Source organism: Paenibacillus sp. GCM10028914 (genome assembly GCF_042666275.1).
In the GTDB taxonomy this organism is placed as follows: domain Bacteria; phylum Bacillota; class Bacilli; order Paenibacillales; family Paenibacillaceae; genus Paenibacillus_AQ.
The window spans coordinates 161,635-183,944 of record NZ_JBHTFO010000018.1; the positions used below are offsets into that span (position 1 = coordinate 161,635).

At 44.7% G+C, this 22,310-nt stretch carries 18 protein-coding genes; 14 read left to right on the forward strand and 4 right to left on the reverse strand.

Translation table 11 applies throughout. The annotated features are described in order from the left end of the window. Window positions 1-303: 303 nt before the first annotated feature. The 8 genes from ACFQV5_RS21190 (at window position 304) to ACFQV5_RS21225 (ending at window position 10,197) form a co-directional block, all read left to right on the forward strand. The gene (locus ACFQV5_RS21190; RefSeq protein ID WP_379249728.1) at window positions 304-1,557 is read left to right on the forward strand and encodes an extracellular solute-binding protein; all 1,254 of its coding nucleotides are present in this window, start codon (window positions 304-306) and stop codon (window positions 1,555-1,557) included. Between the two features lie 86 nt (window positions 1,558-1,643). Continuing rightward, window positions 1,644-2,519, forward strand: coding sequence for a carbohydrate ABC transporter permease (locus tag ACFQV5_RS21195; protein ID WP_379249730.1), 876 nt, complete (start codon window positions 1,644-1,646; stop codon window positions 2,517-2,519). 48 nt (window positions 2,520-2,567) lie between these two features. After that, a complete protein-coding gene (locus ACFQV5_RS21200) occupies window positions 2,568-3,413 on the forward strand; it encodes a carbohydrate ABC transporter permease (RefSeq protein WP_379249732.1) in 846 nt (281 codons plus the stop codon). Between the two features lie 26 nt (window positions 3,414-3,439). After that, a complete protein-coding gene (locus ACFQV5_RS21205) occupies window positions 3,440-4,927 on the forward strand; it encodes an alpha-N-arabinofuranosidase (protein ID WP_379249734.1) in 1,488 nt (495 codons plus the stop codon). A 91-nt stretch (window positions 4,928-5,018) separates the two neighbouring features. Continuing rightward, complete coding sequence (locus tag ACFQV5_RS21210) at window positions 5,019-7,541, forward strand: LamG-like jellyroll fold domain-containing protein (RefSeq protein ID WP_379249736.1); 2,523 nt, start codon at window positions 5,019-5,021, stop codon at window positions 7,539-7,541. Between the two features lie 58 nt (window positions 7,542-7,599). Beyond that, window positions 7,600-7,863: a DUF6171 family protein gene (locus ACFQV5_RS21215; RefSeq protein WP_379249738.1), complete on the forward strand. Its 264-nt coding sequence runs from the start codon at window positions 7,600-7,602 to the stop codon at window positions 7,861-7,863. A 33-nt stretch (window positions 7,864-7,896) separates the two neighbouring features. Further along, window positions 7,897-9,189, forward strand: a complete 1,293-nt coding sequence (locus ACFQV5_RS21220; protein WP_379251108.1) for a glycoside hydrolase family 27 protein — start codon at window positions 7,897-7,899, stop codon at window positions 9,187-9,189. 33 nt (window positions 9,190-9,222) lie between these two features. Continuing rightward, on the forward strand, window positions 9,223-10,197 hold the full coding sequence (locus tag ACFQV5_RS21225) for a glycoside hydrolase family 43 protein (RefSeq protein ID WP_379249739.1): 975 nt from the start codon (window positions 9,223-9,225) through the stop codon (window positions 10,195-10,197). A 115-nt stretch (window positions 10,198-10,312) separates the two neighbouring features. On the opposite strand, the gene ACFQV5_RS21230 is transcribed toward ACFQV5_RS21225, so the two are convergent. Next, on the reverse strand, window positions 10,313-11,359 hold the full coding sequence (locus ACFQV5_RS21230; protein WP_379249741.1) for a response regulator transcription factor: 1,047 nt from the start codon (window positions 11,357-11,359) through the stop codon (window positions 10,313-10,315). Continuing rightward, complete coding sequence (locus ACFQV5_RS21235) at window positions 11,359-13,194, reverse strand: sensor histidine kinase (RefSeq protein WP_379249743.1); 1,836 nt, start codon at window positions 13,192-13,194, stop codon at window positions 11,359-11,361. Before ACFQV5_RS21235 ends, ACFQV5_RS21230 begins: the two co-directional genes overlap by 1 nt. A gap of 280 nt (window positions 13,195-13,474) precedes the next feature. Between ACFQV5_RS21235 and ACFQV5_RS21240 the strand changes: the two genes are divergently transcribed. Genes ACFQV5_RS21240 through ACFQV5_RS21265 form a run of 6 tightly spaced genes read left to right on the forward strand, consistent with a single transcriptional unit; the run spans window position 13,475 to window position 19,736 of the window. Next, window positions 13,475-14,869 (forward strand): ABC transporter substrate-binding protein, encoded by a 1,395-nt coding sequence (locus ACFQV5_RS21240; RefSeq protein WP_379249745.1) that lies wholly within the window; start codon window positions 13,475-13,477, stop codon window positions 14,867-14,869. Between the two features lie 57 nt (window positions 14,870-14,926). Beyond that, window positions 14,927-15,847: a carbohydrate ABC transporter permease gene (locus ACFQV5_RS21245; protein WP_379251110.1), complete on the forward strand. Its 921-nt coding sequence runs from the start codon at window positions 14,927-14,929 to the stop codon at window positions 15,845-15,847. Between the two features lie 44 nt (window positions 15,848-15,891). Beyond that, entirely contained in the window at window positions 15,892-16,716 is an 825-nt protein-coding gene (locus ACFQV5_RS21250; RefSeq protein ID WP_379249747.1) for a carbohydrate ABC transporter permease, read from the forward strand. Between the two features lie 25 nt (window positions 16,717-16,741). Then, window positions 16,742-17,608 (forward strand): sugar phosphate isomerase/epimerase family protein, encoded by an 867-nt coding sequence (locus ACFQV5_RS21255; RefSeq protein WP_379249749.1) that lies wholly within the window; start codon window positions 16,742-16,744, stop codon window positions 17,606-17,608. A gap of 18 nt (window positions 17,609-17,626) precedes the next feature. Beyond that, window positions 17,627-18,649 (forward strand): Gfo/Idh/MocA family protein, encoded by a 1,023-nt coding sequence (locus ACFQV5_RS21260; protein WP_379249751.1) that lies wholly within the window; start codon window positions 17,627-17,629, stop codon window positions 18,647-18,649. Window positions 18,650-18,683: 34 nt separating this feature from the next. Then, entirely contained in the window at window positions 18,684-19,736 is a 1,053-nt protein-coding gene (locus ACFQV5_RS21265) for a Gfo/Idh/MocA family protein (protein ID WP_379249753.1), read from the forward strand. Between the two features lie 78 nt (window positions 19,737-19,814). On the opposite strand, the gene ACFQV5_RS21270 is transcribed toward ACFQV5_RS21265, so the two are convergent. Further along, complete coding sequence (locus ACFQV5_RS21270) at window positions 19,815-20,654, reverse strand: sugar phosphate isomerase/epimerase family protein (RefSeq protein ID WP_379251112.1); 840 nt, start codon at window positions 20,652-20,654, stop codon at window positions 19,815-19,817. 468 nt (window positions 20,655-21,122) lie between these two features. Beyond that, complete coding sequence (locus tag ACFQV5_RS21275; protein WP_379249754.1) at window positions 21,123-22,196, reverse strand: M42 family metallopeptidase; 1,074 nt, start codon at window positions 22,194-22,196, stop codon at window positions 21,123-21,125. Window positions 22,197-22,310: the final 114 nt, after the last annotated feature.

The window sequence follows — 22,310 nt, forward strand, 5'->3', positions numbered from 1 at the left end:
GGGTTTATTAAAATGGAAGGGGATGAACTTGGCATCCGCATCATCAGAGCATATGACAGAGAAAAGATGTGGATAAAGCGTTCAAGTGTCCGAGAATAATCGGTGCTGTTACGGTTCTAGTATTGAGTAGTTGAGGGAAGGGACGTCGATCTTGGATTTATCTAGCCTCGCCTTCTAATGCAAGGGGTTACAAAACGCAAGGGCTCAATCTACTCCGACATGTACGTACAAGTTAAGTCTGGGTGTCACAACATTGCAATCCTTAGAAGTGCTGATTCATGAGGTCACAATATGATAAAGGAGATGAAGGTTTTGAAAAAGAACTGGGTTATTTCATTGTTAATGTTGTTCGTACTAAGTACTGTGTTGTCAGCTTGCGGCGGCGGTGATGATAAGAAGACGATAACGTTCTGGACACCGCTTACTGGGGATGACGGTGCTTATATGGATCAGCTTGTTAAGGATTACAACGCAACGAATCCAGAAATCAAAGTGAAGCATGTCATTACGGCAGATATGTATACCAAGATTTCTACTGTTCTGAACTCAGGTAAAGGTGTACCTGACCTTGCAATTATTCATGCTGACCGTGTTCCTGGCTTTGTAAAGCAGGGTGTGCTGGAGTCGATTGATACAGCGATCGCCGGGCAGCCCGAGATTAAAGCAGAGAACTACCTGCCTCAGGCTTGGTCAACGGGAACGATCGATAACACACAGTACACGGTTCCTCTTGATATTCATAGTAACACAATGTACTACAATAAAGATTTGCTGAAAAAGTATAACGCGGAATCGTTCCTTGATGACGATGTAGTTACCATTGATGAAATGCTCTCATTACAAGGGAAAATGGAAGAAAATCAGTTTGTAGTCAACGACGCACTACTTGGATGGGTTATTCTAGCGCAAGTTCAGAACTTGAATGGGGACATCCAGGAAGATGGAAAGCCGGCAGTAAATACTCCTGTCATGAAGCAAGCTTTCGAGAATGTGAAGAAGATCGCTGATGCTGGCTTGATGACACCATTTGGTGAAGACGGTTACTTGATGTTCCAATCCGGAAATGTATTGTTTTCCACAGATGGTACTTGGGCTTCCACTGCTCATGCCGGCGTTGAAGGTCTGAATTTCGGAGTGACAAACATTTATTCTCCTACTCCTGACAAATTTACGAACCGTTCGTCCTCTCACTTGTTTGCAATGCTGAAGAACGAGAAACGTACGGATGAAAAAGAAGCAGGTATCGGTGCTTTCTTGGAATTCATCCGTGAAAACTCTCTGGAATGGGCTAAGGCAGGACAAATCGTGGCTAGTAAACAAGTCAATGAAAGTCCTGAATACGAGCAGTACATGCAATCCTTCTTTACCTCGAACGAAAAAGAAATCGAATCACTCTATATTTACACGTATGAATACTATCCGTATATAGCTGAAGCAGTTGATACCTATTGCGCTGATATCGTTCATGGCAATGTGGACCTAGATGAGACTTTGGTGACAATGCAGAAATTTGTAGAGGATAAAATCGCAGAGAACAGTAAGAGTTCTACGAAATAAGCCTTAGAAAATAGAAAGAAGGAAATAATGTGCTGGTCACTTGACAGCCGGCACATTATTTTCCGAAAAGGAGATATCACAAGGCTATGAAAAAGAGATCCTATGCACCTGTTTTTTTCGTTGGCCCTCATCTGATTCTGTTTCTGATCTTTATCCTGATTCCTACGATTTACGGGATTTATGCTTCGTTCACGCAGTGGAATCTAATGAATGATCCAACTTGGATCGGCTTAGCGAACTACAAGACCATTCTATTCGATACCAGTTCAACATTTCATACCCAGTTTTTCAACGGCCTAACGAATACCTTGATTTTTGTTGTTATCAGCGTACCGCTTATGATCGTCATTCCGTTATTGGTTGCTGTCTTATTGGAACATAAGCAGGTCAAACTCAAAGGTATGTTTCAAGCGATTATTTATATACCTGGTTTGATTTCAATTTCCGCGGCCGCTTTGATTTGGTTGTTAATTTTTAATAAGCAGCTTGGTGTTACATCAAATCTGTTTGGCTCCCAAGTTGCATGGCAGGCAACACAGCCTTATGCCTGGATTATCATTTTTGTAATCACCGTTTGGGGCGGTGTGGGCGGAAACATGATTATTTACCGGGCTTCCATTGCCGGAGTTTCGAAAGATTTATATGAAGCAGCAGAAATAGACGGGGCAGGTTCCTCGCGAAAATTTTTCAGTATTACGTTGCCCTCTATTCGATTTCCGTTAATTTATACCTTTGTGATGACAACCGCGGGGGCCTTTAACGTATTTGGTCAACCGTTGATGATGACTGATGGCGGTCCAAGGCAAACGACGCATGTACTCATGATGTATATCCGTCAACTTGCTTTCGGGCACGGTGAATCGATTGCCGGCATGGCATCCGCAATGGCTGTTTTGCTCGGGTTGGTCATCCTTGTAATTTCAGCTCTGCAGTACTATGTAATGAACCGGAATGCAAATTAGTGACTTCAGCAGATGTTGGAAAAGGAAACGAGAGGTAGGTAGTATCGAATGTCAAAAAAAATAAACATCTCCAAGTATTTTGCGTACCTGTTCCTGATAGCCCTTTGCATCATTTGGGTCGTTCCCGTTTTGTTCGGGCTGTCCACATCATTCCGCTCCCAATCGGAAGTGGTGTCTACGGGGTTTAGACTCTTCCCTGTTGACTGGACTATAGATAACTACATTGCTGTTTTACAGAATAACTCCACAGCGCCTATCATGCGCTGGATGATGAACTCTGTGTTTATCGCAGTACTACACACATTTCTAGTAATTGTCATCATTTCTATTACTGGCTATGGATATACTCGATTGAACTTTAAAGGTAGAGATAAGCTCTTCTTCATACTGCTGGGCATATCGTTTTTTCCAGGGGTTGTAAATATTATCCCGTCTTATAAGATTATAGATGCCTTTGGCTGGGTCAATACCTCATGGGCTATGATTATTCCTGGTTTAGCAGGAATGGGCAACATCTTTCTAGTAAGACAGTTCCTGAAAGGAATTCCCAACGACCTTGACGAATCAGCTCGGGTAGATGGGGCCGGAGATTTCAGAATCTATTATTCCATTATTCTTCCGTTGATTAAGCCGATCCTTATCGTATGTGGTCTCTTCTCCTTTGTTGGATCTTGGAACGATTTCCTATGGCCGGTTATCGTTTATACGGATGTAGACAAAATGCCGATTACAGCAGGTTTGCTGCTGCTTCAAGATATATATGGGAACTACCGCATGATAGGACAATTGATAGGCTCAGCGTTGTTAGCTATTATTCCAACACTTTTGTTGTTCGCGTTTGCTCAAAAATATTTCATTCAATCCATCAACCTGAATTCAGGTATTAAAGGATAAATTACTTAAGCGGAGGAGAGATAAAAATGAATCATAACGTTATCGTAAATGCTGACATATCCAAAGGGACGATTAATAAAAATATTTACGGACATTTTGCCGAGCATCTTGGCAGATGTATCTATGAGGGAATATGGGTTGGGGAAGACTCCCAAATTCCAAATACGAAAGGGATAAGAAACGACGTTCTTGAGGCACTTAAAGCTATAAAAGTTCCTGTGCTTCGCTGGCCTGGCGGATGTTTCGCTGATGAATATCACTGGAAAGATGGCGTTGGACCAAGAGAGAGTCGTAAGCGTATGGTGAATACGCATTGGGGCGGCGTTGTGGAGAACAATCATTTTGGAACTCATGAATTCATGCTGCTGTGCGAATTGCTGGACTGTGAACCTTATATTTGTGGAAACGTTGGAAGCGGAACGGTTCAAGAAATGTCAGAATGGGTTGAATACATGACATTTGACGGCGAATCCCCAATGGCTAATTGGCGTCAGGAGAACGGCAGAGAAGAGCCATGGAAGCTGAAGTATTTTGGGGTTGGTAATGAAAACTGGGGCTGCGGCGGAAACATGCGTCCTGAATATTACGCCGATCTGTATCGCCAATACCAGACCTATGTACGTAATTATGGTGATAACAAACTTTATAAAATTGCCGGCGGAGCCAATGTAGATGATTACAACTGGACCGAAGTACTGATGAAAAATGCAGGTTGGTTAATGGATGGATTAAGCCTTCACTACTACACAATCCCAGGAGAGTTTTGGACAGGTAAAGGATCGGCTCTCGATTTCCCGGAGGAAGAATGGTTCATTACCATGAAGAAGGCTCTTCATATTGATGAATTGATTACAAAGCACAGCACGATCATGGACAAATATGATCCGGAGAAGCGGGTAGGCATGATTATTGACGAATGGGGCACTTGGTTTGATGTAGAGCCAGGCACAAATCCGGGATTCCTATATCAACAAAATACGATTCGTGATGCTCTTGTAGCAGGTTTGCATTTTAACATTTTCCACAATCACGCGGACCGTGTACAGATGACAAACATTGCCCAAACCGTGAACGTGTTACAGGCTATGATATTGACGGAAGGCGAGAAGATGATTCTCACCCCTACTTATCATGTGTTCGATATGTTCAAGGTGCATCAGGATGCCGAGCTGCTGGCAGTGGAAGCTTCCATTGGTAGCTATGAATGCAACGGTGAGACATTGCCGCAAGTTACTGTATCTGCTTCCAAGGATGCGTCGGGCAAGGTACATATCAGCTTGGTTAATATTGATCATAAAAATGAAGCGGAGCTCAGCTTGGAACTTCGCGGTATTCCTGCCGGAGAAACGAAAGTTTCCGGTACGATCATCACAGCTGACAGTATTAATGCGCACAACACATTTGAACAACCGGATAACGTGAAACCTGTTGCATTCAAAGAGGTAACCGTGGAAGATAACCGAGTGAACCTGAAGCTTCCTGCTATGTCGGTTGTGACAGTAACCATTGGATAATTAAATACAAGCCAAGGGCCGGCAGTTCGTCCACGACTTAAAAAGTCTGATCGGCTGCCGGCTTTTCTAAATACAGGGGAGGAAAGTTCATATGAAAAATGTGAGTAAATGTCTAGTCGGACTCCTTGCGCTCACGATGATATTGCCAGCAGTGGGATTAGCAGAGAGCAAGAAACCGACACCAACTAAGAACCATCCACCTGTCTTCACGAATGTATCTGTTCACGACCCTTCCATCATAAAGAAGGACTCTACCTACTATGTATTTGGCTCCCATATTGACGCAGCTAAATCTACTGATTTGATGAACTGGACCACGTTCACCAATGGGTATAAGACACCAGGTAATGTGATTTTTGATAATCTTTCCGAGAATTTGGCGGGCTCATTTGCGTGGGCGGGAGAGAATGATTCGGATAGCAAAGGCGGATTCTCGGTATGGGCGCCTGATGTCATCTGGAACGAGCATTACAAGAACGAGGATGGGACAACCGGAGCATATATGATGTATTACAGTGCTTCTTCAACCTATATTCGTTCAGCTATCGGATACGCGGTGTCTAAAAATATTGAAGGTCCGTATACCTATGTGGATACGGTTGTTTACTCCGGTTTCACCGCAGAATCTGCTTATGATGCGGACAGTAAAGTGGATAAAAAATGGAGTAATACCAATATTGAGCCGCTGCTTATGGAAGGTACGATAAAGGAAGTGAGCCCGAATTGGTTTAACAAAGATGGCTCCTTTAATAACAATATCTTTCCCAATGCGATCGATGCAACTTTGTTTTTTGATGAGCAAGGGAAGTTGTGGATGACTTATGGGTCCTGGTCAGGAGGGATCTTCATCTTGGAGATCGATCCGGTTACGGGACAAGTGATTTATCCTGGTGAGGATGGTGTAACCGAGGACGGAAGAGTCATCGACCGTTATTTCGGTACCAAAATTGCGGGTGGTTATACGAAATCAGGCGAAGGACCTTATATTTTTTATGACAAGTCTTCTGGCTATTATTATTTGAATGTTACTTACGGGTGGCTTGGCGCAAATGGCGGATATAACATGAGACAATTCCGCTCGACTAAACCGGAAGGGCCTTATGTGGATACTTCAGGGAAAAACGCGGTTTTACCGGATAAAACGGACAATGATACTTATGGAAATAAGATGATTGGTAATTTCCTGTTTGAGCGGGAGATCGGTGATGCTGGGACCGGAATCGGTTACGGATATGTCTCGCCAGGGCATAATTCCGTCTTGTACGACGAAGAAAGTGGCAAATACTTTTTGTATTTCCACACCAGATTCCCGCAAAAAGGGGAATTACATGAGCTGAGGGTCCATCAAATGTTCATGAATAAGAACGGCTGGCTTGTTACAGCTCCTGAGCGATATGCCGGTGAAAGCCTTAAGAACCAGGCTCTGCCTCAGTTAGCTGGCGATTACAAGTTTGTGAATCATGGACTTGCCTATTCTGGAGACATCCAGAAATCGCTGAATATTACACTAAATAAGAATAAGACGATTACCGGGGATGTTACAGGAACGTGGGCGCTGAATAACAAATACGAAGCGATATTAACGATCGACGGTGTGACCTATGATGGTGTATTTGTTGACGGATGGGATGCGGAACAAGGACAGGAAACGAAGACCTTTACTGCGATTTCCTCCAATGGTGAAACTGTTTGGGGTATCAAGCAGCCGGAGTTAAATGATAAGAAAATCGTTGCAGCCGTAAAAGGTGATTTGAGCCTTGGTGATACGACTAAGGTGATGAACGATTTAACGCTGCCTGTGGAAGGTATGAGGGGAACCAAAATATCTTGGACTACTGCAGATGCAAATGTGATTTCAAATACAGGTATCATCAATCCTCCGGAACCAGGTGAAGCCAATTTAACTACGAAGCTGACCGCTACGATTACAAAGGGAAGCGTAAAAGCTTCGAAACAGTTTTCGGTTACGGTAGTTCCTGTTGATACATCTTACGGATTGACATCGCACTATTCCTTTGAAAATAATTTGTCGGATTCGACCGGTGGATTTGCACAGGGGACTGTTACGGGAGAAAAAATCGATTCTACTGGAGGAACGATTACTTATGCTGAGGGTGTGACCGGCAAAGCCGCTGCTTTTGACGGGAAATCAGGTATCAAACTGGCTGACGGACTCATTACGGGGAATAGCTACTCTGTCTCTCTGTGGCTGAAGCCAGATCAGCACACTCAATTCACAACGAGCTTTTTTGGAGCGAATGCTAAGAATAGCTGGATCAGCCTCGTGCCGGATTCTTGGGATCACAATACAATGCTGTGGTCAGGCGAAGCATGGTATGACGCTACCACAGGCTCCAGAATTGGCACGAACGAATGGCATCACCTGGCCTTCACTGTTAATAAGGGAGCAGTGAAAGTGTATGTAGACGGTGAACAAAAGTTCTCTGGCGCTGGATTCCCAGACATTTTTAACAATGATGCCGGTACATTCAGTCTGGGGGTTAACTGGTGGGATGCTGCCTATCAAGGGATGATGGATGAGCTTCGGGTTTATAACGTTCCGCTTACGGATGTTGTGATCAAGAAGCTTTCCCAGGAGAATTCTGCAGATTGATATGTAATGCAATCAGGTTCTAGCCTGATGTAAAGCATATAGTAAGGAGCGAGGTCAGATGCAGGTCCGTCAGGAAAGATGTAAGGGCTGTACGGAAAGTGTGCATGTATCACCGGAAAAGCTGGAGCGATTGATTGAGATTGCATCTCGCGGCAGGGAAACGGTGCCCGATGAAAATTACGAAGTTCGATTGAAGCAATGTTCAGAATGTCCTGGTCTCCAGTACGGAACGACTTGCCGATACTGCGGTTGTTTGGTCGCCGTTCGGGCTAAGCTTCAGGATTCGGATTGCCCGTTTCCTCTTGCCCCTAGGTGGAATTAGGCCACATCCGTACGGAAAGGAATGTGATATGTGATGAAACACCATTCATTTGCCCTAACCCCACCTATGGGGTGGAATAGCTGGGATTGCTACGGGGCTAGTGTTGACGAAGCCGAAGTAAGAGGCAACGCGGAATATATGGCACATTATTTAAAACCTTACGGCTGGGAATACGTCGTTGTCGATATTCAGTGGTATGAACCTGAGGCCAATTCATCACAGTATCGTCCCTTTGTTCCACTGGAAACAGATGCGTACTCCCGGTTGATCCCGGCAGAGAATCGATTCCCTTCTTCGGCAGGAGGAAAGGGATTTAAGCCGCTGGCAGATTATGTACACGGACTTGGATTGAAGTTTGGAATCCACATCATGCGCGGTATTCCGCGCCAGGCGGTGCATTCGGCTATGCCGATTCTCGGATCAATAGTTAGTGCGAGGGACATCGCTCATACAAATTCCATTTGTCCGTGGAACACGGATATGTATGGAGTGGATGCATCGAAAGAAGGTGCACAGGCATATTATGATTCGCTGTTTCAGATGTACGCGGAGTGGGGAGTCGATTATGTCAAAGTGGACGATATCGCCGATTCTCGGCTTTACGGGTATCATCTGGACGAAGTCGAGCTGATCCGTCAAGCGATAGACCGCTGTGGCAGAGATATGGTCCTGAGCCTGTCGCCAGGACCGGCTCATCTGGATAAGGCTGAGCATTTGATTCGTCATGCAAACTTGTGGCGTATAACGGATGATTACTGGGATCATTGGCATCTTCTGCGCGATATGTTTGATCGGTGTGAGAAATGGGCTCCCTATGTCGGTCCAGGGCATTGGCCGGATTGCGACATGTTGCCACTCGGGCATCTAGGTATCCGATCTGTGGATGGTGGAGGAGATCGATTTACCCGTTTTACCCGTGATGAGCAGATCACCATGATGACGCTATGGAGTATATTCCGCTCACCGCTTATGTTTGGCGGCGAGCTTCGAGACAATGACGAGTGGACGCTGTCCTTGTTAACGAATGAAGAGGTTCTCTATTTACACCGTTACGGAACAGGTGGAAAGCTTGTGAAGAGCGAGGGGGAAATGAGGATCTGGTCTTCTCACGATGTGAAGGGACAAGAGTATGTTGCGGTCTTCAATCTTGGTGAAGAATCTCTGTCTTCGCGGATTGATCTAGCTTTAATTGGATCTACGGCGAATTCTTTCCTGAAAGCTAGAGATTTGTGGCGCTGCAACGAGATCGAAATAAATAGCGGGTCTGTTTATGTGACCCTCCCCCCTCATGGCTCGATATTGCTTAAGTTGTATGAATCTGACTGAAAGTTGATTTTTAGACAAAAAGGAGATATCAACATGGACATCAAAAGAGAGAACGAATATATCAACCCGGTAGTGGAGCAAAGAGCGGATCCATGGGTTTATAAGCATAGCGATGGTTTTTATTACTTTACTGCTTCCGTTCCGGAATATGACCGGATTGAGGTAAGGCGCTCAGCAACCATCCAGGGCCTTAGTGATGCAGTTCCGGTAGTAGCTTGGCGAAAATACGAAACAGGACCGCTCAGTGCGAATATTTGGGCACCTGAAATTCACTATATTCAGGGAAAGTGGTATATATATTTTGCGGCAGCTAGAACGACAGAGACCAAGGACGGTCTGTTTGACCACCGGATGTATGTGCTTGAGAACGAGAATGCTAATCCGCTTGAAGGAACATGGGTGGAGAAAGGACAGGTCCGCACCCGCTGGGAATCGTTCGCACTGGACGCAACAACTTTCGAGCACCATGGAGAGTTATATTATGTTTGGGCTCAAAAGGATCCTGAAATCGAAGGCAACTCCAATTTATATATTTCCAAGATGGAAAACCCTTGGACTCTAACCGGTGAGCAAGTTATGATCTCGACGCCGGAATATGATTGGGAAATTATCGGATTCCGTGTGAACGAAGGTGCGGCGGTGCTCAAACGAAATGGTCGTATTTTTATTGCTTATTCCGCTAGCGCCACCGATTTCAATTACCGTATGGGTCTACTGACGGCCGATGAATCTGCTGATCTGATGGATCCTTCTTCTTGGAAGAAGTCTCCGAAGCCTGTCTTTGAAACGAATGAAGCAACAGGGCAATACGGTCCTGGCCACAACAGCTTTACTGTGTCGGAGGATGGACAGGATGATGTACTGATCTATCATGCACGTAACTACAAGGAGATTACGGGAGATCCATTGTATGATCCGAATCGGCATACACGGGCTCAAGTGTTCACTTGGAATGAGGATGGAACTCCGAACTTCGGCATACCGGTAAAAGATGGCGTACTCCGCTAAAATGTATCCACCTGTGAATGGCTGTTCCATCGAGCTAGTTGTATAAAATCAAAGTCTTCCGTTTTGCTGTTCTGGGAAAACGGAAGACTTTTTTGTATATACACAAGAAATCAAGCTATCCGCCCCACTTTCGGTATTCGGATGGACCTAAGCCGAAATGTTTCTTGAATGTTCTGCTGAAATGCGAATAATCGGTAAATCCGACCTGATAAGCGGCTTCTGTAGCTGAGCAGCTATCTGTTTCCAGGAGGGATTTTGCCTTATCTAATCTCACCTTGATAAGATATTTTACGAAATTTATATTCATCTCTTCTTTAAAGGAGCGGCTTAAATAGGCCACCGACATCCCTAGAGAATCTGCCACCTTCGTTAGGGAAAGATCCTCCTCGGCGTAATGCTCTTCGATAAAGCGGGTTGCCTTCAATATATTGTGACGAGCCCCTAAATTACGCGATCCTTTGATCTCCATGACTAGCTCTGTAATGATATCTTGAAGAAAAGACAGACAAGCATCCTGATTGTTCGGCCATGATGAAGTATCTACTTTAGATTTAGACCATATGAAAGACCTTGCCTTTAGTTGTTCTTCAAGAAGACGAATTAAATTGCTCGAGAATTGTGGGAAGCTCAGTTCTCCAGGCTCTATATTATCATAATGCTGACATGCTCTCTTCAAAGCGTTAAGCGCTTCTCCATCATCCGCTGACCAGATATGGGAAGTAAGCTCATTGACTAGCGTCTGATACTTCACAAGCCAATCATTTTGGCGAATAAAACGGACTTCTTTGTTGTTCAGTTCGTTATACACCAGTGATAAAGATTGAAGAAATAGCTCTGGATCAACTGGTTTTAACAAAAAGTGAGATACACCATACTGGATTGCTTGCTGAGCATATTCAAAATGACTGTATCCGGACAATATAATGAACCGTAGTCCCTGTTTTCGCTGCTGTGCAGCATGTATAAAGGAAAGGCCATCCATCTCTGGCATGCGAATGTCCGTAACGATAATATCTGGACTGCTGCTCTCCAGCAGCTCAAGTGCTTCCTGTCCATCTTCAGCTTCTGCTGTTACCTCGATCTCAAGCCCCGAAGTTTCTACCAGTTTTCTCAAACTCAAATGAATCATATATTCATCATCAATGATCATTAAACGGTACATTAGATAACCCCCTCTTGGTCTTGGCTGTAATTGTAAGGCAGGCGGATTTCAAAAGAAGTACCCTCACCGGATGAATGAAGGATATAAAGTCCATAATCATTTCCAAAAGTAAGACGAAGTCGATCGTGCACGTTAAGAAGTCCAATCCCGGAGGTAGCCGTGTTGACGGATTGTCGGTCCAGGTTTATGGAGCCGAATGAATTTTGTAAATCATCAAGAACACCTGCTGGCATTCCAATGCCGTGGTCGATTACCCGTAGTGAAAAATATCCCTTACAAGCCTCGCCAATAATGCCGATATAGGTTGGTTTTTTACCCTGATATCCGTGTATGAATGCATTCTCAATCAGTGGCTGTAGTGTTAGGCGAACGGTTGAAATTCGGGAACCCCACATCTCTTGGTCTAGCTGGATATCCACCTTGAGATTGCGGAAACGGGCCTGTTGTATCATTAAATAGGACTGAATATGTGTTAATTCCTCCTGTAAGGATACAATTTGGGCTGCATTACCAATATTGTAACGGAACATGTGCGCCAGCGCCCCAGTCATCCGGCTGATGTCTCGATTGCCTTCGATAATGGCATGGGAATTAATGATTTCAAGCGAATTGTACAAGAAATGAGGATTGATATGGGATTGCATGGACTGAAGGGCGGATTCCTTTTGTTTTATGATCAGTTCTTGTTCCTTTATTTTTGAGGAATGCACCTCTTTAACGAGTCGATTTAATTCGCTAACCATTTTAAAAAAACTTCGATACACAGAGCCAACCTCATCTTTTCGCTGGACATTCGAGTGGGAACGAACGGTGAAATCCCCGCTCTCTACATGAGACATCAGTCTTTGCAGGAAGGTAAGTGAGCGCGTAAGGAATAGGGAATAGCCTCCAACAACCGATAGGGTGATGAGCACAAGAATAACAGCTGCTATTAAAGAGAGATTCCGCAAATGGATGAGATTGCCGATGATGGTGCGAAGCGGGATGTCAGCCACCACAATCCAGTCTGTAATTTGAGAGTTTTCATAAATAACAAGGTCTTCCCGGGAGGATTGATCGTAACGAAAATAACCGGATTCGCCAGTCTGGATCTGCTCAAGCATCCTGGATGATACATGAGTTCCCATGAGTGACTCGTCAGGGTGATAAACAATATCTCCATTCTTCGATGCAATCCAGACAGTGAATCCACCGGGAGAGGCATTCTCGAATATATTTTCAATTTGCCGCAGATTCAGATCAATGATGAGCAAGCCTTTGTACAGATAGGATGAGCTGCTATTAAGCTTGCGAGCGACGGTTAATACAGGGGTTGAGCCGACCGAACTCACGCCAAGCACCTGGTAATTGTCCAGGGAATCCATTTTGTTCAACAATGAGATGTTCCGAGTTCGGATTTCTCTCATATCGATCAGTTTATCCGCCTCACTGAAATCTGTAATCTGCCTTTGGTGATGCGTGACGAGCGACATGCCCATGATATCTGATCTGCCGTAGATCATTTGCGCGAACAAATCATTTTCAACTTTTTCAGAGATTGAGTAGTACTGGTAAGGTGTCAGTGTGGGAGCATCGAGAAACTGCTGGATCTGAGGATGATTGACAAAGGGATAGGTTGAGTTTTCGAGATTGGATATATAGAGATCTAAATACTTATTTGTCTGTTCGATGATTCGTTTGTTCGTGTCGATGGAGGACTGTTCTATCGTTCCGGTAGATGAGGTATACCATAGCCAGCCCATCATAAACACAGGGATGCCAATACAGAACACAATGAGCAGCATGAGACGTTTATTGATGGAAAGCGAGGGTTGTAACAGCCTTCGGATATTCATCTTCATTCACATCCCTGTTTATTAATGACATAATTTTAAGGAATATTGTAGCAAAAAACCACAAGTTGTAAATAAAAACTCATGTTAGGTCAAAGGGAAGTTAATTATACTACAGAAAAGAAAGCGCTTTATTACAGTGAAAGCTTGAAAGGGGAGAGTAGGATGACCTTAAAATTCAAGTTGTGTGTAAGATAGCCGAACATAAATGTCACACTTCTGAATGACATGAAATGTAAATAACCGAAATCTAGGGTTCATTATGATACTGGGGGTTGAGTAGATGAGAAGATCTTTTTTGGGAAAAGTGCTGCTCGTCATCGTCATGACTATGAGTTTGGTCGTGGCAGGATGCTCGAGTGGAAACACAGGGCAAACGTCGAAGACTGCTGATCCAGGGAATACCACAGGTGAGAATAACGAGAAGGTGATGAAGCCTACGGAAGAAGAAGTGGAGATCGTACTTGGATATTATTCTGATGGAAAATCTGATGCCAAGATGAAGCAGTTAATTGATGCATTCATGAAAGAGCATCCGACGATTAAGGTTACTGCTCAAAGCGCACCATACGGGCAGTTTTTCCAGAAGCTTGATACCCAGATCGCAGCTGGCAAAGCACCTGATGTGTGGCTCTCCGATGGTGTTTATGTAATGAAATACGCTGAGCGTGGTGCTGTGCGAGATCTGAGTGAATGGATTTCACGAGACTTAAATAAAGACGATTATTACGGTCTTGACTTTAATAAGGATCCGGATGGGAAGTATTGGGGAGTTCCACAGGGAATCCAGGTAGCAGTCTTACATTACAACAAGGATATGTTTGATAAAGCTGGTGTTGCCTATCCGACAGAGGACTGGACATGGGAAGATCTGAAGGCAAATGCGGCTAAGTTAACCTTGGACGCAAGTGGCAAAACTCCAGAGGAGTCTGGATTTGACCCGGGGAATGTCAATCAGTTTGGTCTCACCTTTTTCAGTATTACGGAGGGATGGTTCTCTGTAATGAAATCTTATGGCGGAGGTGTGCTCGATCCGGCAGGGAAGAAATCGATCATTACATCTGCGGAAAATAAGAGTGCATTTGAATGGATGGTCGATGGGATGAAGAAGGGAATCATCACCGACCCCGTTGATTTGAAAGGATTTCAGAGCTCGATGGCCGTATTCCCAAGTGGTTCTGCTGCTATGAGGATCGGGATTTACGCTCGGGTGCTGGCAGCGAATGAAGCGGGACTAAATTATGATGTGACGCTTCTGCCTAAAGGGCCGGACGGCAAGCGTGTATCACCTGTTATCGCGAACTCCTGGGTCATCAATCAGAAGTCTACCGATGCTAAGGCGCAGGCAGCATGGGAATGGGTGAAATACTGGGCTACAGAAGATGAGGTACAAAAGCAATGGGCAGAACTGGGAGAAGCGGTTCCAGTCAAGAAATCAGTTGCCAACTCCGACGTGTTCTTAAAGTATAGTGAACGGCCAGCTAATCGTCAGGCATTTCTGGACAGTCTGGAGTTCGCCGAGACACTGGATGTCAATGCGGTATGGGAAGAATGGGTCGGTAAGTTTAACGAAAATGCTCTGCGGGCTTTTCTTGGAGATGCCTCCATCGATGATGCGCTTGCAGGTGCAGACAAAGATGTGCAAGGGGTTCTGGATGATTTCTATCTTAAGAAGTAGCTCTTTCGCAGGAAAGGCGGGATTGTTATGAGCCGTGTTATCAGCGAGAAGTCGAGTATGAATCGAATCCCGGCTAAACGGCGTACAGTATTGAATCATGAGGGGAGATGGGGACTGCTTATGGTCTCCCCTTATTTGTTACATTTTATTATCTTTTTGGCAGGTCCTCTGGCAGCATCCCTGTATTTTAGTTTATCCGAGTACGATATGTTGAATCCCCCGGTCTGGAACGGACTTGGAAATTATGAGCGACTGTTTAACGATCCGGTGTTTTGGAAGTCACTTCGGAACACGTTGTATTTTACCGTGCTGTTCGTTCCGCTGCAGACGATACTAGCTCTCGTTCTAGCGGTCGTTTTGAATCAAAAGCTTAAGGGGCTTAAATGGTTTCGAATGGCGCATTTTATTCCAGTTATATCTTCGTGGACTGTCATTTTGTACGTAGCTGATGCCATTTTCAACCCCCGATTCGGTTTTGCGAATGCTATTTTGAACTGGTTTGGTTTACAGCCTCAGCGCTGGCTGCAGGATGCTGATTTTGCCATTCCACTGCTTGTGCTGATTGCAGTCTGGAAAGGGATTGGCTATATCATGGTCATTTATTTGGCAGGTCTTCAGAGTGTGCCGGGGGACTTGTACGAAGCTGCTGAAATTGACGGGGCTGGTGTATTTCGGAAGTTTACACATATTACAATGCCCATGATTTCGTCTACAACTTTTCTCGTTATCATTTTAAGCACCATATCAACCTTCCAGGCTTTTGAACAAATTTATGTTCTGACAGGCGGGGGTGAGATAGCCTCAGCAGGAGGGCCGGAAAATTCAACTTTAGTGCTCATGCTCTATCTGTACCGTGAAGGGTTTACTTATCTTCGAATGGGCTATGCTTCTGCCTTGTCCTGGGTGTTGTTCACGATTCTGTTCGTGTTAACGCTCATTCAATTAAGGATGCAGAAGAAATGGGTTCATTACGAATGATTAACTGAAATGAAATGAAGTCACTCTTGAAAGGAGGGACCCTCATGAAACATAGATTATTGGCCAGAACGCTCGGTTATGTGGTGATAACAATCAGCGCTCTAGTGATGATCGTTCCTTTTTTTACAGCGCTAATGAACTCATTAAAAACATATAAAGAGTACACTTCCATTCCGCCGATCTGGATACCGGATTCTTTTCAGTGGTCGAACTATGTCGAGGTTCTTGGTTTAGGCAATTTCGGCCAGTACATTGGCAACAGCTTCTATGTGTCTTTGCTGTCCGTAGCTGGCTCCTTGCTGTCCTGTTCCATGGTAGGATACGCGTTTGCTAGGCTTCGATTTCCACTGAAAAATGCACTGTTTGTGATGGTTCTCGGTACGATGATGATCCCGCCTGTAGTTATCATCATCCCGCATTTTATTATATTCAACTCTCTCAATATGCTAGATACGCTGACTCCTCTTTGGATTATTGAGTGGCTCGCGCAGCCCTTTGGTATTTTTCTGATGAGACAGGCATTTATGAATATCCCTAGGGAATATGAGGAGTCTGCCAAGATTGAGGGTTGTAATCCATTTCAAATATACGCGAAAATCTTCATTCCAATGGCGGGTCCGACGCTTGCGACACTTGCGATCTTTACTTTCATGGGAAAGTGGAATGAAATCCTGGCTCCGATCATCTACTTGACCAGCAACGAAAAACTCACGCTTCCGGTTGGCATTCTTTCTCTTGGCGGGCAATGGGTAGGCAACGAGCAACTCATGGTCGCCGCTGCATTGATTAGTCTGGTTCCGATTCTGCTCGTCTTTTTATTCGCGGAGAAATACTTTGTTCAAAATCATGCCTCCTCCGGCATTAAATAAATGATTACTAGAAAGGAAGGATGCTATGAAATATGCAGCTTTCAGTGGTTCGATGATGGATTACAGCATTCATGAAGCAATGGCGATTACAGCGAAGCTAGGTTTTGACGGTTTGGAAATTGCCTGCAGAGAACCGCATCTTTCAGCTGACACCTCAATACAGCGCGTGAGGGAAATGAGGCTTATCGCGAATGAATACGATCTGGCCATTCCTGCACTTGCTGGTTATGCCGGTCATTTCTCCGAAAGTAGTGATCGAGATTGTGAGAAGGCGTTAGGGGAATTTTGCCGACTTCTTGAACAGGCAGATTTGCTGGAAGCTCCGATGGTCCGCATTTTTCAAGGAGGGCCTAACGCATTCCTCGCAGCTGATTATCACTATGAAAAAGCAGCCTATTGGCTGCGAAAATGTGCGGAGGAAGCTCGTCAGCATGATAAAAGGATCCTCTTGGAGATCCATAATGTAAGTCTCGTAGAAACCTCGGATAGCGCACTTCGTCTGCTTGCAATGATCGGTGCAGATAATATAGGTCTGATTCATGATGCAGGCAATATGTATATTGCAGACACAAACTATGGCAGTGATTCCGTGCATAGTCTGAAATCCAAGCTGTTTCATGTGCATGTGAAGGATGAGAAGCGTATTGCTGAAGCAGGCGCAGCAGGCACGTTTACGAATCGTACACGGCATGGTATGGAGCACTTTCTCCAGTGCAGACTGGGGGAAGGGGAGGTCGATCATAGAGAGCTGTTTAAGGCTTTGCTAGATACGGATTATAAGGGATGGATCACGCTTGAGAACTTTGCCCCTTATCCGGTGGAAGAACGACTCGCTTATGATCTGGAAGTGGTCAGACAGTGGATGGACGAAGCTCACAATCGAACAACTTGAGGAAGGAGACATAAGACTTTGAGAACGAAGACAAGACAGATGACCTTTTCAATCATTGGCTGTGAGCATGCGCATATCGGTATTTTCATTAAAGAAATGCTATCTCTTGGGCACCGATGTGCAGGCATGTATGAACCGAATAATATCGAGCTCGCTGAGCGGATAGCGGCTGAATATGATATTCAGCGAGTGGAGGATCGCGAATCCCTCCTACTTGAAGAGGTTGACCTTGTAGGGTGCGCTTCAGTGAACGATAAAAAGATTGAAATAATCGAGCTTTGTGAAGTCTATGGAAAGCCGATCATGATTGATAAACCTGCAGTCACCTCACGAGATGGATTGGATCGGCTTAAAGCTGTGTTGAACAGAGGGCGGATAGAAGTTGGCATGCTGCTTACAGAACGATTTCGCCCCGAAATCAGGACGCTTAAGCGTTTGATAGATGAAGGATCATTTGGAGAGCTCGTGCATATTTCGATGCGTAAGCCGCATCAGCTTAATCCTACCAAACGTCCCGCTTGGCACTTCTCCAAACAGGAATCTGGGGGAATCATCATGGATTTATTGGTGCACGATTTTGACCTTCTTCGTTATTTGACAGGGCAGGAGCTGCGCTCGGCAACAGGCAATATGTCCAAACTGATAATGCCTGAGCATCCCGATTTTTATGATGCAGCAAGTATACAGGTTGTATTGGATAATGGCATGACATCCCAGTTGTATGCGGATTGGCATACACCTGAAAAATGCTGGACTTGGGGAGATGGACGGATTTTCATATCGGGAACGAAGGGGACTGCTGAAGTCAGGGTAGAAGGCGAGCCGTTACGTGATCGAGATGGAATGCTGCTCTATATGAATGACAAAGAGGAATGGAGAATGGTAGAGAAGGAAGATTTCGAATCATTTGATAGTATTTCAGAAGATTTTTTAAGTCGAATTTCCGGTGGTCCACATGTATTAAGCCATCAGGATATCCTTGCAGCTTCAGAAGCGGCGGTGTCCGCTGATGAAAACGCAGAGCTAATCCGGCGTGTGTAAGCCAATATAAAAATCGAGTTTGGAGGTGGATCCCATGTCAGACTGTCATCCGGAATTAAGGTCAGTCAAATTTGGTATTGTAGGCTGCGGAATTATTGCCAGTGTTCATGCCAAGGGCATTCAAAACACGGAAAAAGCGGAACTTGTCGCTGTGTATGATCATGCCCATGATAATGCGGTTCAATTTGCAGAGACTTATCCCGCTGATGTATGTGATAGTTATGAAGAGCTTTTAAGCAGGTCAGATATTGATGTTATATGTATCTGTACCCCTAGCGGACTCCACGCAGAGCAGACGATTCTTGCAGCAAACGCTGGGAAGCATATTTTAGTCGAGAAACCAATGGCGATTAAGCTGGAGGATATCGACCGAATGATTCAAGTTTGTCAAGAGAACAATGTGATATTGTCGACCGTATTCCCAAGAAGAATGTCTCCTCAGGCTCAATTTGCGAGGCAGCTGATTCATGAGGGACGTCTTGGCAAGCTTAGTCTTTGTTCTGCTTATGTTAAAATTTATCGTGATCAGGCTTACTATGACAGTGCAGGGTGGAGAGGAACCTGGGACATGGACGGCGGGGGAGCGATGATGAATCAGGGGATCCATACGGTTGACATGCTGCAATGGCTTACTGGGCCGGTTAGTTCTTTAAATGCAAGAGCGAAGGCGGTTCTTCGGGAGATTGAAGTGGAAGACACCGTAATTGTCATGCTTCAGTACGAGAATGGCGCAATGGGAATGATTGAGATTACTACTACCGCTTATAACGGTAAGGGGCAGCGGCTTGAGATTCATGGAGAAAAAGGGACGCTTGTAATTGAGGAAGATAACATCGTGACTTTGGATATTGAGGGCGAGAATGTTGAGCTTCCTGAATTTGAACCATTCCGTGTTGTTCCTGATGGACATCGTATGCAGATCGAGGACATGGTGAAAGCAGTATGCGGTGAGAAAAAACCTATGGTTACAGGAGAAGATGCAAGACACTCGCTTGAGATTATCCTTGGAGCCTATCAATCGTCGGACCATCATCAGGAAATGGTATTGATGAAATCGACAGATGAGCAGATTGTTCTCAATGATTAAAAAGAACGCCTGAAGCGATCACTTGCTTCAGGCGTTCTTTCTTCTTCATTTTGCAAAATGCTCTGTCCCAGATTTCCTCTACAGCAATCCGGCTGCTTTGAATACTTTATCGAAACCTTTTCGTGAACGGGCTGCCAAGTTTTCTGGTGAATCGTTAGGAGTTGCTGGGGTCAGGATTTCCTGTGTTACTGGCCCTTGATATCCAATCTCATGAAGACCTTTTAAGAAACCAGCAAGGTCAATGACGCCTTCTCCTGGATACAGGCGATCGTTGTCTAGGACCTGATCGACAGGGAGGTCTTTGGCATCATTGATATGTACATGCACGATCTGTTCTGCTTTGAGGCGCAGGATATCCGATATGTCTAGTTCGTTCGTGTACCAATGATACGAATCAAATAATAAACCAACATTCGGTTCGTGAATGGCATCGATCCAGTCTATTGTTTCATCAAGAGTCCAAATAAAAGGGTTCTTCCACTGCGTACGTAGATGATGCGGTCCGACAAACTCTAATCCAAGCTTAATTCCATACGCGCCGAGAATATCGGCACAGATGCGCAGTCTTTTGGTTGCAATGGCCATAAAGTGTGCTGCTGAATAATCTGTTGATGGGAGGATATAGGTGCAGCATCTGGTGCAGCCTAAGCTAGAAGCGGCTGCAGCGGCTGCAGGTAGCTCTGAAATCCCTTGCAAAAATTGCGCATCAGAAGCCCTCCATTCGACAGGAAGGCCGATCGTGCCAATAGATAATCCGAGTTCCTTGAGTCGTTCGTTAGCTCTTTCAGCCCCTAGCTCATTGATGAGATCTTTCGCTTCTAGATCTACACTTTGGAATTGATAACGGGATGCCAGTTCCAGAAACTGTTCATTATTTTCAATCGTACCGAGCCCAGCTCGTGATAATCCTTGCAGCATCATGATTTCCTCCGCTTCTTCTGTGTCGATAAGTGATGATACTGAATATTCCTCTTAAGTATAAGATGAAAAGAGAATAAAGAACACCGAGTTAAGCGAATTTATGTTTTTAACCAAATGTTATATGTATGTTATATAATTTAACATAAAGTTGTTGAAAATGATCGAGATGCCTTATATAATAAAGCGCAAGGAAAGTCTCTTTCTTGGTTCACACTTGCGATATTGGACTTGATGTTATTTTAACTCACATAAAAGTGTGCGGTGATAAATATAGAGCGTCCCCTCATATTTATCAATTCAAGAAAGGGTTTATTCCCCGTCTTGAACTGCCGCTGAGAATTTACCCCCTCTCAGTCTGGCAGTTGGACTTTTTTTTGTAGTGATATGACTTCGTATAAATTGTTAATATAAATAAAAAGCGAAACCCGAAAAAGGGCTTCGCTTTTTATTTATTAGGAAGCAGGCTTATGCCCGTTCGAGAATCGTATTCAATGTGGTGCGGTCTAAGCCTTTAACAAGCTTGATCAATAGTTCTTTCGCTGCCTCATAGTCATCTGTATGGATGATAGAAGAGGAGGTATGGATATATCTCGAGCAAATTCCTATGATCGTGGAAGGAACACCAATTCCACTCAAATGCACTTGACCAGCATCCGTGCCGCCAGGAGAAACGAAATATTGATACTTAATTTTATTCGTATCTGCAGTATCCTGTACATATTCAACCATACCACGATGAGTCAGCATCGTTGGGTCGAAGATACGCAGCAAAGCACCTTGTCCCAGCTGTCCGAATTGATTCTTGTCACCCATCATGTCATTTGCAGCGCTAGCATCCAGACCAAAGAATATGTCAGGCTGGATCAGATTAGCTGATGTTCTTGCACCGCGAAGTCCCAGCTCCTCCTGAACTGTAGCTCCGGCGTATACTGTATTTGGCAGTTTCTCTCCATGAAGTGCTTTAACGAGCTCAATGGCGAGCCCTACACCATAGCGGTTATCCCATGCCTTAGCCATGATTTTCTTAGGATTGGCTAGAGGAGTGAATTCGCAAATAGGAACAATCTGTTGTCCTGGACGGATACCGAATGATTCAGCCTCTGCCTTGTTATCAGCACCGATATCTATATACATTGTCTTGATGTCAACTGGCTTGCTCCGTGTGGCTTCATCTAACAGATGGGTAGGGATAGATCCAACTACGCCGACGATTGGACCTTGATCCGTAATGATCTGCAAGCGCTGTGCAAGAACAGCCTGACTCCACCAGCCGCCTAAAGGTTGGAAGCGAATCATGCCTGCTTCGGTAATTCCCGTTACCATAAAGCCGACCTCATCCATATGACCTGCCACCATGACACGTGGTCCTTCATCATTGCCGCGAAGAACACCGAAAATGCTTCCAAGACGATCCTGCAGGAATTCATTTGTATATGGGGAGAGGGCATCCTTAACCCATGAACGCAGTTCACGTTCGAAGCCCGGAGCCGCCGGGAATTCAGTTAATGTTTTTAGTAAATCCATTGTTTCTTGATTCATATTGTGTTCGCTCCTTTTTTCGATAGTATGTATAAAAGCGTCAATCACTAGTATGCTCTTCCATCGTCTAAAAGTCCATGCATTTCACATCTGTAGACGTGCATTAGGCACTCA